Raw genomic sequence first — 16,578 nt, forward strand, 5'->3', positions numbered from 1 at the left:
GAAGTCTGCAAGTGAAAGTTTCTCGCTTCGCCACGCATTGCCGGGATCTGTAAAATGGCGTCAGAACCGCACGTTAAGCTTTCCGGCTTACGGCTTTCCTCGATATGACGCAGGCCAGCGACATACCGCAAAGGCGGACACTCGCCCGCATCGGCACCTTCCTTGCCGAAAGACGGGGGCTGGTTCGCGACTATCTTTCAGCCATCAGCGGCGCCGGCGGGCGGCTGGTGTTCTCGCTTGCCTATTTCATCGCACTTGCCAACACGCTGTCGATTGCCGAGTTCGGCATGTTCGCCACCGCCTCGGCGGCCGGCGTCATGCTGTCGCGCATCCTCGCTTTCGGCTTCATCTCGGCGCTTTACCGCACAGCCACCATCCGCCCCAATCTGATCGGCACCTTCACCGCCGGCTTCCTTTTGCTTGGCGCCGTGTCCTTACCACTGCTGGCGGCCGCCTCGTGGGGCGTCTACCTGATCTTCTTCGCCAGCACCGTGCCTCTGGCCGTCTTTGCCGCAATCGTCTTTGCCGAAGCGCTTTTGTGGCGGCCGGTCGAGGTGGTGCTGATCGTCAACAACGGGCTCGGCAAATTCGGCCGCGCCGCGGTGCTGTCGATCGTGACCACGGCGTTCCGTGCGCTGGGCGCCGTGCTGTTCATGCTGTCGGGGCAGCACAGCGTCTGGATCTGGTCATTGTTCTACATCGGCGCCAACGCCGCCTCGCTGCTGCTGGCCTTCGGCTTCTATTATCCACGCCAGCGGCTGAGGCTGCGCACCGAGCTCTATCTCAGGCGGCTTGCCGATTCGATCTATGTTGCCGGCGCCGAAGTGCTGTTCTACCTGCAGTCGGAATTCGACAAGCTGCTCGTCCTGGCGATCGGCGGGCCGCATCTGGCCGGCATCTATGCCATCATCATGCGGCTGGTCGACCTGACGGCAATACCGATCCGCACCTTCTCGATGATGCTGGTGCAGAAGATGATGCGGTCGCCGGAGCTGTTGTCGCGACTGCGGGTCAAGAGCGGTATCGAAGCCGGCGTGTTCCTGGTATCGACATTGGCGCTGGCCGCACTCGGCATCGTGCTGCATTTCGTCCCCAATGCACTTGGCCGGAATGTCGCCGAGGCGGCGCCCTTGGTGGCATTGGCAATCGGCGTGCCGGGACTGCGCAACCTGGTCGAATACCAGGCCGAGCTGCTGTTCGCGCGCGGCCAGACCGCGCTCAGGGCGCTCAACCTCGGCCTGCTGGCGGGGCTGAAGGCGGTGCTGTTGACCTATGTGCTGACCACGATTGCCGACACGCCCAGGCTTGTCGTATCGCTCAATGTCGTCTTCCTGCTGCTCTATCTCGCCTCGGCGCTGCTGACCTATTCGGCGCTGCGCAAGCCCGCCAAGGCAATCTAAGCCAATCCGATCAGGCGGCGGATGCGGCCGATATCGGTGCCGATGAAGGATTGCATGCCGATCGCCACCTGCCCCGGTGCCATAGCGGCGACGAAGCTGCGGAATTCGTCATCCGACAGCGCCTCCCCGGTCCAATGCACGCGGCAGAATTCCTCCGAGCCGTGGAAATGGCCGGCGCCCCCCAGCACATCGTCGACATAGCGGCCATAGATCATGCATTCGGAGAACCGGCGCACTGAAGCGATGACCTCGACCCAGCCGCGCGCGTGCACCTTCTCGATCTCGGCGCACATCGCCGTCACGGTCTGACGGCGCCAGGCGATCAGCGTCGAAATATAGTCGTGGTTCGAAACCTCGGATGCATCGATACCAATCGCCGAGGCCGCATTGCGCGACCAGATGCGATGCTCGTCGTGACCGTCGCTCGACAGCACGCCGTCGCGCCGGAACAGCCGCACCTTGCCGTCGCGCCAGAAGGCGCTCAGATCGAATGGCTTGAGGAAGGCGACGTCGGAATCACAGAAGACCAGCACGTCTTCTCCAGCATGCGCAGCGATGGCGATGCGGCGCAGCTGCTGCACATGCCAGCCGCGCAGCGGCTGGGCCTTGAAACTGAGCCAGATGCGACGGCGAAAGAGGCTCATCGGATCGTCGAACACACGCAGCCAGCGCGGCAGCAGGTCGCGCTCGTCGACAACGCTGCGGCGGTCGTTTTCCAACTGGCGAAACAGCGCCACGTCGCGGTGCTCGACCAGAATGTAATGGTGCGCCACGCCGGAGACATGGCGGTCGAGGGTCTCGCACAACAGGCGGCAGCGTTCGAAATCCGGCGCATAGCTGGCGGTCACCACCGCCGCCGTCGGCGTTTGCGGCAGGGCACCGGTCTCGGCTGCAGGGCTCGGCACAAAGCGGCTGTTCACCGCAACTCTCCGGCGGGCTCGGGCCGATGTGAGAATTTCTGCCTGACGACACGCAGCAGGAACACCGGATTGCCGACGACGTAGCGGCGCCACAGCCGGCCGGGCTCGATGCACAGACGGAACAACCATTCGAGCCTCAGCTGGCGCATCCACAGAGGCGCCCGCGGCACCGTGCCGGAGAGAAAATCAAGCAGCGCGCCGACGGCGATCGGCAGCGTGCAGTGGCGGGCATCGATATGACGGGCGATCCACAATTCCTGGCGCGGCACGCCCATGGCCACAAGCAGCACGTCGGGCCGCAATGCCTCGATGCGATCGACGATCGCCTGCTCTTCGGCGGGGGAGAAATAGCCGTCATGGATGACGACGAATTCGTGCTGCACCGCCAGAGCGGCTAGCCTGACCGACGCCGCCTCGGCGTTGGCGCGGGTGGCGCCAAGCAACCCGACGGTCAGCGGCCTCGCCGATGCCTGCAGAAAGGCCGGAATGAGATCAGTGCCGTTGAGATTGTCCGGGAACGGCGCGCCGTAGAGCAGCTTTGCCGCCAGATCGACGCCAACGCCGTCAGGCAGGATGAGGAAATCGTCGAGCGCCTCGGCAAAGACCGGATCGGTAGAGGCGATGTTGGCGTTGTGAGCGTTGAGAAAACTGACCTTGGTGAAGCGCCGCTCGGCGATCAGACGAGTGAGCAGCGCGATCGCGTCATCCCAGCCGATGGCAAGGACCGAAATGCCAAGGATCGTCTTCAGCGTATCGAGCCCGAAGGCGGCGCGGGCGGTGTGCATGTTCATGCAAACACCTCCTTCCCCACCGGCCCAAGCTTTTCCAGTCCGAGCCTGATGGCGGCATCCAGTGCCTTAATCTGCCGGCGATGGAAGGCGCTGCCATCGACATCCCTGACATCGGCCGCAGCTGCCTCCAGCGCGCCGGCGAAGGCGGCCGGATCGTCGGTGATGAAACAATTTGCCGGGCGATGATCGATGCCGCGCAGCGAACGGCTGGTGGCGACCGACGGCAGGCCGAGCTCGAAGGTTTCGATGGTCTTGAGCTGAACGCCGCTGCCCGCGGTGCTGATCAGTGGAATGACGGCGGCGCCGCGCACGAAATTCTGGGCGTCGGACACGCGGCCGACAAATTCGACATCGGGATGGGCAGAGGTGATATCCGACGGCATGTTGCCGGCGACCCTGATGCGAAAGCTCCGGCGAAGATGCGGCACGACTTTTTCCAGGAACCAGTCGAGGCCGATGCGGTTCGGCTGCCAGGTCCAAGTGCCGATCAGCGCCGCGTCGCAATCGATGCGGCGCGGCTTGACCGGCTTTGGCGCCGTGGCAGTGGTCACCAGCGGCAGCACCGCCGAGCGGTCGTCGCTGGCAACGCCGAGTGCGGCGCGGTCTTCCTCGGCCAGCGTGAAGACGAAGCGAGCCCGGCGGCAGAGCCGCTCCTCCATGGTCTTGAGCAGCCTGGCCTCGCGGGCAAACAGCAGGCGCTGGAAGCGACTGTTTGCTGCTGCCGCATTCTCTTTGGCCGAACCATGTTCGACATTGTGGGCGACGAAAATCGAGGGACGGTCGGCGAACAGTTTTTCAAAGGCGCCGGCGAACTGCACCGAATTCAGGACATAGCCGTCGAAGGGACCGGCGCGCTCGATCGCGGCACGGACTTCGCTGTCGGAAACCGCGCGCAGCTTCACGGAAGCGAAGGTGAGCCCTGACAGCACCGCCTTGCCAAGCCAGGCGAGCTTCTGCCGCGCCGAGGCGCTTTCCGTGCGCACGTCGACGGCGCCGAGCACGATGGTGTTTTCGGGGTCGCTGGGCGCCTTGCCCGGCCAGATGAAGCCGATGACGGTGACGCGCACGCCGGCGCGCCGCAAGGCGGCGATGATCGCAGCATTGGCGATCTCATAGCCCGAAGCGAGAGCGCCGTCGGGCACGATCGATGTGGCGAACAGCAGATGCATCTCACCTATCCAGGCGTCAGCCACTAGCAAAGCTGGGTGAACCCTTGATTAAATCACGCAACGCAACGGCTGAAAGGCGCGGACCGGCAGGCGCCGCTGCGAAAGGTGATTAACGAAACGTTATCGTCGCGGTGTTATCGAAAGCCAGATTCAAAACATGCGGCTGGAGCGGATGATCCCTTTGCCATCGGACGGTTCGGTATCGATTGCGGGACGCTCTCCGGGGCTCGCCGCAGAGACGATGGAAGCCGTCGTCACGCTGCCGACCTTCAAGCGGCCGCAACTGCTGCTCGAAACGCTGGCGTCGCTCAAGGCACAGCAAACCAGCCGGCGCTTCGCCGTCATCGTCATCGAAAACGAGGCCGAGGCGCGTGAGGGCGCCCAGGCGGCCGTGCCGCTGTTCGAACGCGACGATATGAAGGGCATGGTCATCATCGCGCATGAGCGGGGCAATTGCAGTGCCTACAATGCTGGCTGGCAGACGGCGATCCTGCATTTTCCGGATTTCCGCCACCTGCTGGTCATCGACGATGACGAGATCGCCGACGCGGACTGGCTGGAGCGCATGTGCAGGACGGCGGAGACGCTTGGCGCCGACATTGTCGGTGGCCCGCAAGTGCCGGTGTTTACCGATCCTGCTCACGCCAAATGGGCCGAGCACCCGGTGTTTGCGCCGCCCTATCGCCAGACCGGGCGCGTGGCCGCACTCTATTCCTCGGGCAACCTTCTGGTCGGGCGCAATGTGCTCACCATCATGGGGCCACCCTTCCTCGACCTGCGGTTCAACTTCATGGGCGGCGGCGATTCCGACTTCCTCAGCCGCTCGGCGCAGAAAGGTTTCGTGCTTGGCTGGTGCGCCGAGGCAAAGGTGCGCGAAGGCGTTCCGGCCCGGCGCGTCGAGGCTGACTGGATCCGCGCCCGATCCTTACGCAACGGTGTAATCTCGACGCTGGTCGAAAAGAAGAAGCGCGCCGGCACGCCATTCGCCGGCGCCAAGGTGTTTGCAAAAAGCCTGGCGCTGCTGATAGCCTCGCCCGTGCGCGGCGCAATCAAATTGGCGCGGACAGGATCGCTGTCGACGGCGCTTTACCCCGTCTATGTCTCGCTCGGCCGCGTGCTTGCCGAATTCGGATACGCCAATGAGCAATACAGGCAGCCTGAGAAGAACTGACGAGCTGCTGCTGGGCGGCATCGTCACCCGCAACAGTGTGGCGACGGCGATTGCCGCGCTGTTGTTTGCCGTCATCATCGTGTCGTTCCGGCCGTTTCAGCCGGCAGGCGCGGAACTGACCGGCGACGGCGGCGACATCGTCAACCAGCTCGGCTTCAGTTCGCTCGGCGCCATTTCGATCTTCTCACTGCTGACGTTCGCCGACCCCAAGGTGGTGCGCTCGCTGCTCAGCCCGTCCTGGATTCTGATGCTCGGCTTTTTCATGCTTTCGGTCATCAACGCGACCGACCCGTCCTCGGCCATGCGCGCGGCCTTCTTCACGCTGCTTGGCGTTTTGACGATAGCGACGGTGCTGGTGCTGCCGCGCGACGCCGACAGTTTTTCGAAAGTCATCATATTCTGCGCGATCGTCGTTATCGGCCTGTCCTATATCGGCCTCATCGTCTTTCCGCATGAGGCCCTGCATACGGCCGATTCGCAGGAGCCCGAACATGCCGGCTTGTGGCGTGGTGTGTTCGCCCACAAGAACATTGCCGGACCAATAATGGCCTGCTTCAGCTTCGCCGGCCTCTATCTCTTCCGGCGCGGCCAGAAATTCTGGGGCGTGGCGATCTTCGGCGCGGCGATGATCTTCATGCTGCACACCGGATCCAAGACGACGGCCGGCCTGGTGCCGTTCTCGATCCTGATCGTCGTGCTGCCGGGCCTGATCGGCATGCGGTTCGGCACGCCGGTCCTGTTTGCACTGGCGATCATTGCGACGGCCATCGGCACCTTAGGCATCGTCTTCATCCCGCCGGTGAAAGAGCTGGCGGCCACCTATTTCCCCGACCTCACCTATACCGGGCGCACGACGCTGTGGGAGTTCTCCGGCGAGATGCTGGCGAAGAAGCCGTGGACCGGCTACGGCTATGAAAGCTTCTGGGGCACGCCGCTGCTGCTGAGCCAGGACCAGCCTTTCGACCGGGCCTGGGACATCCGGACCATCGTGCATGGCCATGACGGCTATCTCGACATTGCGGTGCTGATGGGCATCCCGGCGCTGTGCGTTGCCGTCTACACTTTCGTGATCGCGCCGCTGCGCGACTACATGCGCATCCCGCCGCGCAAGGAGAACATCTATCTCGGTGACTTCTTCATGATGGTGGTGCTGTTCACGGCGCTGAACGCGTTCCTGGAAAGCTTCTTCTTCCATCGCGGCGACCCGGTGTGGCTGTTCTTCGTGCTCGGCGTGCTTGGCTTGCGGCAAGTGTCGCTGCGGCCGATCGCGGTGCGCCGGCGACCTTGACCGGCTGGCCTGATCCAGCACCCCTTGAGGGGCTTTCCCGTCTGCCCGCTAGCGTCTAAGGAGAACCCTTGTCTCGGAGAGCTCTCAATGACGATCAGGCTTGTTCTCGCCGGTTGCGGCAATATGGGTTACGCCATGCTTGCGGGCTGGCTGAAATCCGGCAAGCTTGCCCCGCAAGCCGTGTTCGTGGTTGAGCCCAATGCCGAATTGCGCAAGCGCGCCGAGCACCTCGGTTGCAGTGTCGCCGCGGACGCGAACGGGATCCCAGCCGACGCAGAGCCCGACCTCGTCGTCATCGCCGTCAAGCCGCAGGTGATCCGCGACGTCACCGCCGCCTACAAGCGCTTCGGCGACGGCAGGACCACCTTCGTCAGCATCGCCGCGGGCACGCCGGTCGCCACCTTCGAGCACATACTCGGCCATCTCGCGCCTGTCATCCGCTGCATGCCCAACACGCCGGCCGCGATCGGCAAGGGCATGATGGTGGTCTATTCCAACCCGCTGGTGACCGACGACATCAGGCGTTTCGTTGCCGAGCTGCTGTCGGCGAGCGGTGTGGTGACGACGATCGACGATGAAGGCCTGATGGACGCGGTGACGGCGGTGTCCGGGTCCGGTCCGGCCTACATCTTCCACTTCATCGAAGCGCTGACGGTTGCTGCCGAGAGGGCCGGACTGCCGGCCGACACCGCCAGGCTGGTGGCCATGCAGACCGTCTATGGCGCTGCGGCACTTGCCGCCGAAAGCGGCGAGGAGCCCGGCGTGCTGCGCCAACAGGTGACCAGCCCCAACGGAACCACGGCAGCAGCCCTTGCCGTGCTGATGGGCGAAGACCGGCTGACGAAGCTGCTGACCGAGGCGGTGGAAGCCGCGCGGCTGCGGTCGGTGGAATTGGGGAAGTAAACCGTTCGCGATACGTCAGGGCTGTAGGTGGCCCGTGTGCTCCTGCCTTAGCCCCGGGCTAACCGCATCAGCCCCACTTCATTTCACCCTTGGCAACCTTTGCTCCCAGTTCCAGCGACGAGACGTCAAGAAGATCAGGATAGCGCCGCTTCATCGCCGCAATCAGTTCCACGCTGGATTTCGATTTCCCGGCTTCCTCGTTGAAGGCTTCGATGTAGGCGCGGGTGAATTCCACGGCCGCAAGACCGTCCGGCGCGCCGGCTACCTGATGGGACGGCACCACGATTTTGGGTTTGCGCGCCGTGATTTCATCAAGCGCAGCAATCCATTTTTTACGGTCGTCTACGGTTGGCTCGTCGGCAACCCAGACATGCACGCCGGACGAGATCAGCACGCCGCCAAACACGGCTTCAAGGCTGGGCACCCAGAGATAGCGGCGGTCTTTCAGATCGGCGACGGTGACGATCTCGATCTTGTTTCCTTCGATTTCAAGTGAGGTAATATCGGAAGCCTCGGGAATGACGACATCCGCCAGGACCTTCGGTCCATTGTCCTTGAGCTGCGGGCTCCAGACATCGAGCTTGGCTTGAACATTGGCTTTGATCGCCGCCACCGTTGCGCCGGCTGCGATGATCTTGGCGCCGGGGAATTCATCCGCGACGGGACGCAGGCCGAAATAATAGTCAGGGTCGCTGCAGCTGACGTAGATCGTGGTCAGAGTCTTGCCCGTCGCCTTGATCGCATCCGCGACCGCACGGCCATCCGACAGCGTAAATCCGCCATCGAGGAGGATGGCTTCCTTCTCACCGGTCAGCAGCACCGGCGTGCGGCGGAAACCCTTCTCGTCAGCCTGAAAATAGGTCCATTCCAGCTTGGCGGCGGCCTTGGCTGCAAAAGCCAGAGGCTGAAGCATGGCAACCATGCCCGTTGCCAGAAGGGTTTTCATTGTTTCGCGTCTTGTCCAAATGGTTTGCAAGATTTCAACCTCAATGGGGTTCAACTGATCGTTCGGAGATTGGCATCTCGGCATCGTTTGAAAAACCCGGATCAAAAAGACGGACTATATGAATGGATCATACAATCGCAGCCGATGGTCTGCGTCGTCAGCACGAGCGCAATGATCAGGCGTGTTGCGCGAGCAGGTCAACAGCCCCATGGCGCGAGCGCGGCAGCATTTGGCCTGCTGGGCGGGACCGGCTGACGAAGCTGCTGGCCGAATTGTAGAACTGGGGGAGTAGGATCAGGCCAGATCGGTGTGGGAAAAGTCTTTCCCTTTGTAGAGCAAGGGCATCCCACAGCTTTTTGCCGAGGCATATGACAGGCAGTCAGCGAGATTGAGCTGAGCCGGGTGCCGCGACCTTTGCCATAGGTCGAAAAAGCCTGGATCGCGAGCTTGGCATCACCGATTTCGATCGGAACCACCTCGATCGCGGCTTCGAGCAGGAAGTCTCCTATTGCCCTTTCGGCGAGAGCGGCTCCACCACCAACTTCGACGAAAGCCGCATCGCCGCTTCGAGCACGACCAGCGGAGATGTTATCCGTATCGAGGCCTGCCCGATCCGGCGGCTCCAATCGGCGGCGTCTTCCTCTCCGGCGAGGACAGCGATCACCACCGAGGTGTCGATGAACATCAGGAATGTCCCCACATCTCGTCGATCTCATCCTTAGTCAAATCCCTGCCGCCGCTTCCCGCCTTGGCCTTCAGATCGTTCGATATGGCGGCCAGCCGCTCAGCCAGCGGAACTCGTTCACGTTCGCGCTGAAGCTCGGATTCGAGCGCCTCGATCACCGCCTCGGTCATTGAAATCTTTCGCTTTTCGGCAAGCTGCCGGGCGAGGTCACGGGCGCGCGGGTCTCTGATCTGGAGATTCATCCTGGAAGCCTCCGTTCGGTGCCACTACAACATAGGGAGTTGTCATGACAAGGCCAGCCCGACTGGCCTGTCATCCAATCTCAGCTCCCGTACAGCATCTCATCCTGCAGCTTGCGCAAAGCGAACAGCCTGGTCGTGCGGTCGGGTGTGGCGTTGTCGGTGGTGATGAGCTCGCCCTTCCTGACCGGCTTCAGCACCTTGCCGCCTTCGAGCAGGCCGACCGCGACGGCGCTGACGGCGCGGGCCTCTTCGACGGTCATTGTCCAGGAGCGGTAGCAGGTCTCACCGATGGCATCGAAGGTCTCGCCCATGGCGAGATCGCGCTTGGCGACCGCGCAGACCTCGGCCACCGGCTTCGGCAGCGGCACCATGTCGGGGCGGCCGTAGAGCATGATACGCGCTGCCGTCAGCGGCACTTCCAGCGAGGTCAGATGGTAGGGCCGGAAGAAGCTGTAATAGGGGCCGTGGCCGATATGCAGATCGTCCATGCGCTCGACGATGCGTGGATGCGTCGCCTCGACGATGACGAAGACGCCCGGCGCCACACCCTTGCCGATCGTGTAGTCGACAACACCCTTCTTCGACAGGATGCCGCCATCGGCGCGCGGTATCAGCACCTTGGCCAGCTGGTCGCGGTCGGCCTTAGGCCCGTGCATGCCCGGCACATCGGGCACCAGCCCGGTGGCGTTGGCGATGGCGCACATCTCGACCATGGTTTTCGAGCCGTCGACGAACTCGACCAGCATGCGCGGGTTCATGTTGCGGCGAAGGGCTTCCTCGCGATAGTCATCCGGAACGGCATCGTGGTTGAGCGGGTTGTTCTTGCCCTTGCCAGCCGAGACGATGGTGTAGCCGAGCGCGGAGGCAAACTCGATCAGCTCCATGCAGCTCGACGGCTCGTCGCCGGCCCCGACCGAATAGACGACGCCGAGCCGGTCTGCCTGCTGCTTGAGGTAGCAGCCGATCGTGACGTCGGCCTCGACATTCATCATCACCAGGTGCTTGCCGTGCTCCATCGCCTTCAAGTCGAAATCGGCGGCGACACCAGGCTTGCCGGTGGCGTCGATGACGACGTCGATCAGCGGATTGGTGACCAGCATCTCGTTCGAGGTAATGGCGATTTTGCCCGCCTCGATCGCCGCGGCGACTTTCGAGCCCGTGTCCGCCTCGACCGCCATCGCCTCATCGCCATAGGCGATGCGGATGGCGTCACGGGCGGTGTGCGGACGCCGCGTCGAGATGGCGCAGATCTCGATACCGGGCATCAGCATGCCTTGCGTGACCAGGTCGGTGCCCATTTCGCCGGAGCCGATGACGCCGATGCGCACCGGGCGTCCCTCGGCGGCGCGCCTGGCGAGATCGCGGGCCAGTCCGGTCAGGGCGACATTGGTCATGCAAGCGTGTCCACGGCTTCTTGATTTGCAGGCGGGAATAGCAGGGAACGGCCCCGCTTTGCCAACGAAACCGGCGAACACCGGCAATTTCTCCGACAACATGCCCGGCAGGTGAGGCCAATCCCGGTAGAGGCTGATTGACCCGCCTCGGCGTCAAACCACCCTGATATAGCTCGTCATGCCGGTTTTCTGATGTTCGATGATGTGGCAGTGCAGCAGCCAGTCGCCGGGATTGTCGGCGACGAAACCGAGCTGAACCTTCTCGTTGGGCTGCATGAGATAGGTGTCGGAGATGACCGGCTGAACCTGGCGTGTCGACGACGACAGCACCTTGAAGCTCATGCCGTGCAGATGCATCGGATGCGATTGCGGCGTCAAATTCTCCATGTCGATGACATAGTTTTTGCCGAGCTTCAGCTCGGCCAAAGGCGCGGTCGGGTCCAGCGTGTCGCCCGGCCACGGTACCTTGTTGATGGCCCAGAAGGAGTAGCCTAGCGTGCCGCATATGCTGTCGCTCGGCACGTTTTCCGCCGTGGCGCTGAGCGAGAGCGCGATGTGTTTTGCGCTGGCGAGATCCACCTCCGGCACCGGGTTGGCTTCCAGCGGTGCGAGGTCGCGCAGGTCGCGCTTAAGCGAGCTTCCGGTGGCGCGCAAGGTGGCGAGGACCTTGGGTTTGGTGCCCCTGATGTCGCCCAGGCTGACGATCGCGCCCTCCTGGTCAGGCATGCGGATGGCGAGCTCCATGCGCTGCCCCGGTCCGAGCAGCAAAGCATCGGGCGCAAAACGCTGCGGCACCGGATTGCCGTCCAGCGCGATGACCGCGGCCTGCCCACCCTCGACGCGAAAGGCGTAGATGCGGGTGACATCGGTGATGGCGACCCGCAGCCGCACCAACCCGCCGGCCGGCGCGTCAAATTGCGGCTGGTCGAGCCAGTTGGCGGTGCGCACCGTGCCATAGGTTCCGGTTTTTGCGGCATCGCGCGGCCGGAATTGCTGGGCGAACTGCGCGTCGTCGCCGAGGCGCCAGTCGCGCAGGTTGACGACGGCTTCGGCGTCGAATTTTGGATCGTTGGGGTTCTCGACCACGATCACGCCGGTGAGGCCATGGCCCATCTGCTCCAGCGTGTTGCAATGCGGGTGATACCAGAACGTGCCGGCGTCGGGCGGCGCGAAGGCGTAGTCGAAATGATCGCCGGTATAGACGTAAGGCTGAACCAGGAAGGGAACACCGTCCATCTTGTTTGGAACGCGAATGCCGTGCCAATGGATGGTCGTCGGGTCGTCGATGGCGTTGACGAGACGCGCGGCAAAGGGCTCGCCTTTTTTCATCCGCAGTACAGGCGGCATGCCTGATTCACCATACGTCAGGACATCCCGGGTCTCGCCCGCATCCATGAACCTGGCCTGGATCTTTGCCGTCTTGAGCACCACCGGCTCAGGTGTGACAGCTGCCCAACCGCTGAGCCTGGTCATTGCTGCCAGCCCGACGAGGCCACCGCCGGCAACCGCAGCCGTTTTCAGAAGCCCGCGGCGGGTGAATAGGGTCATCTGGCGCTCCAACGGAATATGATTACCTGTCGTCCTGAATGACGGGGGGCGACCGGCGCACAAGCCGATACTGCCACATCGCATCTCTGTCATGCCATGGCGAGCCGGTGACATCTGCTTGCGCAACAGCGTGAACGCTGGCGTGCCCACCATTCGCCCGCATCCGGGAGCGCGGGCTCGGATTAATGCAACTCGGCCAGCAACGCCTGTGCCTCGGCGAGGTTCTTTTCGGAACCGGCGGCGAGATCGTCCATCTTCTTGTCACGGAAGATGACGAGCGCGTCCTGGCATGCGGCGATCGCTTCCTGTGCCATCGCCTTGTCCTTGCGGGCGGCGCCCAGATCGACCAGCACGTCGCACAGGCTGTCCTGCGTGAAGGCGACGGCCGGCACCGAATTGATCTTCTTTTGCACCACGATCGCCTCGCGCAGGACCAACACCGCCTCCTCGAAATGCGCGACATTGTTTTCGGCGCGGCCGGCCATGGTCAAGGCATAGCCCATCTCGTTGCGCGCATTGGCCCAACGTTCGGGATCGCGCTCGCGACCGAGCTGCTCGGCAAGCGCCCGGTTGACGACAATCGCCTCCTCGTACAATTCAGCCGAAGGCTCGCGGGCCGCGATCATGCTCAGCGTCTGCGCGAGACTGGTCTGGTTGGTGATCCAGAGATCGGGATCGCGGGCGATCGTTCGCACCGTGGCGAGGTCGCGGTAGATCTGAGCGGCTCGTTTCAGCTTGCCGACATCGTTCGCCCAGTAACCAAGACTCGACAGCCCGCCGGCGAGATTGTTCTGATTGTTCTCCCAGACAGCGAGCGCATTCTCGCGCGTTACCACGCTGAGCGCTGCGTCATAGGCGGCAATCGCGCGGGTGAGCAACTCGACGTCCTTGCCGTCCGCGGCCATCAGCAAGGCATTGCCGATATCGGCCTTGGTGCGCGCCCATTGCATGCGGTCGGGAAAACCGTCGTAGATCCGCGCTGCCGTCTCGAAGCTCTGCACGGCCTTGGCGTAGAACGTGGCGTCGCCACCAATCCGGCCCTGGCTGTAGAGGGCAAAGCCGAGGTCGTAATTGATATTGGCCCACTCCTCCGGGTCGGCGTCCTTGGAGTAGGCGGGGAGCGCGGCTTCCAGCATGTCGGCTGCTTGCGCCAGCAAGTCCAGGTTGGATGTATTGTCGCCCAGGATCGACAGGGTCTGGCCGAGTACGCGGCGCGTCTGGCCGATCTCCGTGACATCACCGCCTTTCGTCTGCCCGTCGAGCGCCGCCCGCAGCGCGTCGACCGATTGCTGCAGCAGTAGATCGTCAGAGGCCAGCTTGCCTGACATCATCAATGCGCAGCCGAGGCGGAATTCCGTCTTGGCCCAATTGGCTGGGTCCTTGTCGCGGGTGCGAACCCTGAGCACCTGACCGTAGACATCGATCGCCTGCCGCAGGATCGAGATGTCCCCCGCGCGTTCGCCCCAGTTCGACAGCGTGCCTGCAAGGCTGTAGCCGATCGAAGCGAACTCGCGCGGCGCGGCGGTTGCGGTATAGACCTCCCATGCCTGACGATACGCGGTCACCGCCTGAATGTAGTAATCGGTTCCCGTATCGAGATCGCCGAGCGTGTCGTTGACCGATCCCAGATTCTGCTGCAGCGAAGCCCAGTCGAGCGGCAGTTTCTCACGCGGATATTCGGACAGAGCGGCCTGGTACGCGGTGGCTGCCTCCAGCAGCAGTTCCTTGTTCTTCTGCTTGGCGCCGAGGCGCTGCAAGGCGTTGCCGAGCGTCAGCTGGCCGTTGGCCCAGCTCGCCGCGGCGTGCTCGCGCGTCCAAACCGTAAGCGATGCAAGGGCGGCGTCGCGCGCCTGCTCAAGCGTGGCGACATCGCCGTTGATGGTTCCGATCGATTCCAGCGCCGTGCTCAGATTATTCTGGATTGTCGCCCATTGCGCCGGCGCGCGTTCCCTGGTCATTTCGCCGGTCGCCGCCTGATAGGCAGCAACCGCCTGCTGCATGGTCGCGATATCCTTTTCGCGCTCACCGAGGCGGTAGAGCGCTGCCCCCAGATTGACCTGGCTCAGCGCCCAGTCGAGCGGTACGCGCTCCCTGCTGTATTCGGTCAGCGCCGCACGATGCGCTTCGATTGCGGCGCGAAAACTGTCCGATGTGGTCTGGCGTTCGCCGATCTCGGACAGCACGATGCCGAGATTGTTCTGCGTCGCCGCCCATTCCAGCGGCAGTTTCTTCAACGACTGTACCTCGAGCGCCGAGCGGAAGGCCGCGACTGCCCGCTCAAGCAGTGCCGTCCCGTTCTCGCGCTGGCCGAGCCGCCAGTAGACCGTGCCCAGATTGCCATAGGTCGATGCCCAGTCGTCGGGGTAGGCGTCATGCGTATAGACGGTCAGCGCCTGCTCATAGGCGGCAGCTGCCTTGTCGAGGTTTTCGCGGCCGGCTTCCCGTTCGCCCAACGTAGCAAGCGTGGCGCCCATATTGTTCTGGGTGGCCGCCCAAAGCAGCGGCAACTTTTCGCGGGTGACATAGGTCAATGCCTGTTCATAGGCTGTCAGGGCCTGGGCGAGATACGCATTGTCGCCGGAGAAGTCCCCTTGTTCCGACAGAGCGTTGGCCTCTGCCGCCTTGTAGTAGAACGCGTCTTCGTCGCTCCATTTGGCAGCCTGCTCGAAGGCCTTGGCGTAATCCTGCGCCGCCTCCTTGAAGTTGAAGGAGATTTCATAAGTCCTGGCACTGCTGGCGAAGACCTTTGCGAATTCCAGCCGCTTTGCCTTCAGCTCGGCCTCGGCCTGGTCGACCGTAGACGAAAGTTCGCCGATGCGGGCCTTGGCCTGCTCGTTGAATTTCTGCGCCGCTTCGAGCGCGCCTTCCTGAACCGCCTGTTCGGCGAGTTTCGATAGCCTGGCAATTTCGGGGTCCGGGTTTTTCAAAGTCTCGCGTTCAGCCAACACGTGTTTCAGCCGTTCGGTCTGGCCACGCAGCAGCTTGTCGAGCTCAGCCGGATCCTTGGGTATGTCGACCCCGAGCGCCTTCAGCATGGCGTAGAGCCCATCCATCGGCACCTTGCCGTCACGCGCTATGGTTTCGATCTGGCGGCGCTCCGGATCGGGTAGCGTCGAGATAGTCAGCAGGAGTTGGCGCCGCTCCCTTAGGATTTCCCCCTCGTCGCCTTTCGGCGCCTCGGCGGGGGTACCGAAATAGAGCAGCCGGCGCAGGCTCTCATTGACCCAAGGCCGCTGCTGGCCGTTGGTCTTGAGATAGACCTCCTCGCCGATCATGCGCAAAACGGTGCCGAATTCCTCGCCGCCCATCGTGTCGATGTGGCGCAGGATCGCTGCCGCATAGGGGCTGTTGCCATCGGCCGGACCGTCCAGCGCAACCTTGCCGGGCTCGGCGGCAAAGGCGATGACCTGGCCGAGGCTGTCGTCGACCGAGCCCTTGGCGTCGGCGCCGCCCTTCAGGGAAACCACGCCGCGCGTTTCGCCGAGACCGCCGGCGCCAATCGGCTTGCCTTCGTCGCCCGGCGCCAGCTTCAGGAGCGTGCCCGGCGGGAACGGATCGTTGCGGCAGGCGTCCAGCAGAACGATGGTGACCGGCACCTTGGCCTTCAGTTCGGCGACGATGGACGACAGCGGCACCAGCTTTTCGCCGGCATTGTCGAGCGCCGAGATATCGGCATCGACAGGGACCAGATAATTCTCGCCGCCGGCTTCGATGCCGTGGCCGGAATAGTAGATGATGGCGACATCGGCGCCCTCGGCATCGTCGACGAAGCCTTCGAGATCGCGCCGCAATTTGCGCGCGTCGCGGTTGGTGGCGACATTGGTCTCGAAGCCGAGCCTGTCGAACATCTCCTCGATGGCGCGGGCGTCGTTTTCCGGATTGGGCAGTTTGCCGACATGCTGGTAGTCGGACTGACCGATGATGAGCGCGACGCCTTTCAGCGCCTTCGGCTCTTCAGCCAAAGCGGGGCCAAACGCGCATAGGCACAGCGCCAGTGCCGCAGCAATTGCCGCGCACATGCGCCCTGTCGCACCTGCCGTTCGCCCAAAGAGCATTCTCTACCCCAAAACCCAACGCTATCTTCCGCAGGCGAGATGGCATCATGATGGCCGGCCGATGGC

At 63.3% G+C, this 16,578-nt stretch carries 13 protein-coding genes; 4 read left to right on the plus strand and 9 right to left on the minus strand.

Annotated elements, in window-relative coordinates:
• Positions 1-104: 104 nt before the first annotated feature.
• Positions 105-1,400, plus strand: coding sequence for a lipopolysaccharide biosynthesis protein (locus NKL06_RS09505; protein WP_023692391.1), 1,296 nt, complete (start codon positions 105-107; stop codon positions 1,398-1,400).
• Here the strand turns inward: NKL06_RS09505 and NKL06_RS09510 are convergent.
• Genes NKL06_RS09510 through NKL06_RS09520 form a run of 3 tightly spaced genes read right to left on the minus strand, consistent with a single transcriptional unit; the run spans position 1,397 to position 4,280 of the window.
• Positions 1,397-2,320 carry a DUF6492 family protein gene (locus tag NKL06_RS09510; protein WP_023692392.1) on the minus strand — a complete coding sequence of 308 codons (924 nt, stop codon included), beginning with the start codon at positions 2,318-2,320 and terminating at the stop codon, positions 1,397-1,399. The genes NKL06_RS09505 and NKL06_RS09510 overlap by 4 nt on opposite strands.
• Positions 2,317-3,111, minus strand: coding sequence for a WecB/TagA/CpsF family glycosyltransferase (locus tag NKL06_RS09515; RefSeq protein WP_023692393.1), 795 nt, complete (start codon positions 3,109-3,111; stop codon positions 2,317-2,319). The genes NKL06_RS09510 and NKL06_RS09515 overlap by 4 nt, the downstream gene beginning before the upstream one ends.
• A complete protein-coding gene (locus NKL06_RS09520) occupies positions 3,108-4,280 on the minus strand; it encodes a glycosyltransferase (RefSeq protein WP_023692394.1) in 1,173 nt (390 codons plus the stop codon). Before NKL06_RS09520 ends, NKL06_RS09515 begins: the two co-directional genes overlap by 4 nt.
• Positions 4,281-4,452: 172 nt before the next feature.
• Here NKL06_RS09520 and NKL06_RS09525 point away from each other — a divergent pair, with 172 nt between their 5' ends.
• The 3 genes from NKL06_RS09525 to proC all read left to right on the plus strand — a co-directional run bounded on the left by NKL06_RS09525 (position 4,453) and on the right by proC (position 7,642).
• The gene (locus NKL06_RS09525) at positions 4,453-5,451 is read left to right on the plus strand and encodes a glycosyltransferase family 2 protein (RefSeq protein ID WP_023692395.1); all 999 of its coding nucleotides are present in this window, start codon (positions 4,453-4,455) and stop codon (positions 5,449-5,451) included.
• The gene (locus tag NKL06_RS09530) at positions 5,420-6,739 is read left to right on the plus strand and encodes an O-antigen ligase family protein (protein WP_023692396.1); all 1,320 of its coding nucleotides are present in this window, start codon (positions 5,420-5,422) and stop codon (positions 6,737-6,739) included. Before NKL06_RS09525 ends, NKL06_RS09530 begins: the two co-directional genes overlap by 32 nt.
• Positions 6,740-6,826: 87 nt before the next feature.
• Complete coding sequence (gene proC, locus NKL06_RS09535) at positions 6,827-7,642, plus strand: pyrroline-5-carboxylate reductase (RefSeq protein WP_023692397.1); 816 nt, start codon at positions 6,827-6,829, stop codon at positions 7,640-7,642.
• A 67-nt stretch (positions 7,643-7,709) separates the two neighbouring features.
• On the opposite strand, the gene NKL06_RS09540 is transcribed toward proC, so the two are convergent.
• The 6 genes from NKL06_RS09540 to NKL06_RS09565 form a co-directional block, all read right to left on the minus strand.
• A complete protein-coding gene (locus NKL06_RS09540) occupies positions 7,710-8,609 on the minus strand; it encodes an MBL fold metallo-hydrolase (protein ID WP_023692398.1) in 900 nt (299 codons plus the stop codon).
• Between the two features lie 484 nt (positions 8,610-9,093).
• On the minus strand, positions 9,094-9,273 hold the full coding sequence (locus NKL06_RS09545; protein ID WP_245261319.1) for a type II toxin-antitoxin system VapC family toxin: 180 nt from the start codon (positions 9,271-9,273) through the stop codon (positions 9,094-9,096).
• A complete protein-coding gene (locus NKL06_RS09550; protein ID WP_023669292.1) occupies positions 9,273-9,515 on the minus strand; it encodes a type II toxin-antitoxin system VapB family antitoxin in 243 nt (80 codons plus the stop codon). Before NKL06_RS09550 ends, NKL06_RS09545 begins: the two co-directional genes overlap by 1 nt.
• Before the next feature lie 80 nt (positions 9,516-9,595).
• The gene (locus NKL06_RS09555) at positions 9,596-10,909 is read right to left on the minus strand and encodes an NAD(P)H-dependent oxidoreductase (protein WP_023692399.1); all 1,314 of its coding nucleotides are present in this window, start codon (positions 10,907-10,909) and stop codon (positions 9,596-9,598) included.
• 153 nt (positions 10,910-11,062) lie between these two features.
• Positions 11,063-12,457, minus strand: a complete 1,395-nt coding sequence (locus tag NKL06_RS09560) for a multicopper oxidase family protein (RefSeq protein ID WP_023692400.1) — start codon at positions 12,455-12,457, stop codon at positions 11,063-11,065.
• A 182-nt stretch (positions 12,458-12,639) separates the two neighbouring features.
• Positions 12,640-16,476, minus strand: a complete 3,837-nt coding sequence (locus NKL06_RS09565; RefSeq protein WP_198027047.1) for a caspase family protein — start codon at positions 16,474-16,476, stop codon at positions 12,640-12,642.
• Positions 16,477-16,578 lie beyond the last annotated feature (102 nt).

Source organism: Mesorhizobium sp. C268A (assembly GCF_040324475.1).
In the GTDB taxonomy this organism is placed as follows: Bacteria; Pseudomonadota; Alphaproteobacteria; order Rhizobiales; family Rhizobiaceae; genus Mesorhizobium.

Bases quoted from the DNA above. Each gene is read 5' to 3' on its own strand.
- NKL06_RS09505 (WP_023692391.1), top strand. From the start codon at position 105: ATGACGCAGGCCAGCGACATACCGCAAAGGCGGACACTCGCCCGCATC.
- NKL06_RS09520 (WP_023692394.1), bottom strand. From the start codon at position 4,280: ATGCATCTGCTGTTCGCCACATCGATCGTGCCCGACGGCGCTCTCGCT.
- NKL06_RS09555 (WP_023692399.1), bottom strand. From the start codon at position 10,909: ATGACCAATGTCGCCCTGACCGGACTGGCCCGCGATCTCGCCAGGCGC.
- NKL06_RS09530 (WP_023692396.1), top strand. From the start codon at position 5,420: ATGAGCAATACAGGCAGCCTGAGAAGAACTGACGAGCTGCTGCTGGGC.
- NKL06_RS09560 (WP_023692400.1), bottom strand. From the start codon at position 12,457: ATGACCCTATTCACCCGCCGCGGGCTTCTGAAAACGGCTGCGGTTGCC.
- NKL06_RS09545 (WP_245261319.1), bottom strand. From the start codon at position 9,273: ATGTTCATCGACACCTCGGTGGTGATCGCTGTCCTCGCCGGAGAGGAA.
- NKL06_RS09550 (WP_023669292.1), bottom strand. From the start codon at position 9,515: ATGAATCTCCAGATCAGAGACCCGCGCGCCCGTGACCTCGCCCGGCAG.
- proC (WP_023692397.1), top strand. From the start codon at position 6,827: ATGACGATCAGGCTTGTTCTCGCCGGTTGCGGCAATATGGGTTACGCC.
- NKL06_RS09515 (WP_023692393.1), bottom strand. From the start codon at position 3,111: ATGAACATGCACACCGCCCGCGCCGCCTTCGGGCTCGATACGCTGAAG.
- NKL06_RS09565 (WP_198027047.1), bottom strand. From the start codon at position 16,476: ATGTGCGCGGCAATTGCTGCGGCACTGGCGCTGTGCCTATGCGCGTTT.
- NKL06_RS09525 (WP_023692395.1), top strand. From the start codon at position 4,453: ATGATCCCTTTGCCATCGGACGGTTCGGTATCGATTGCGGGACGCTCT.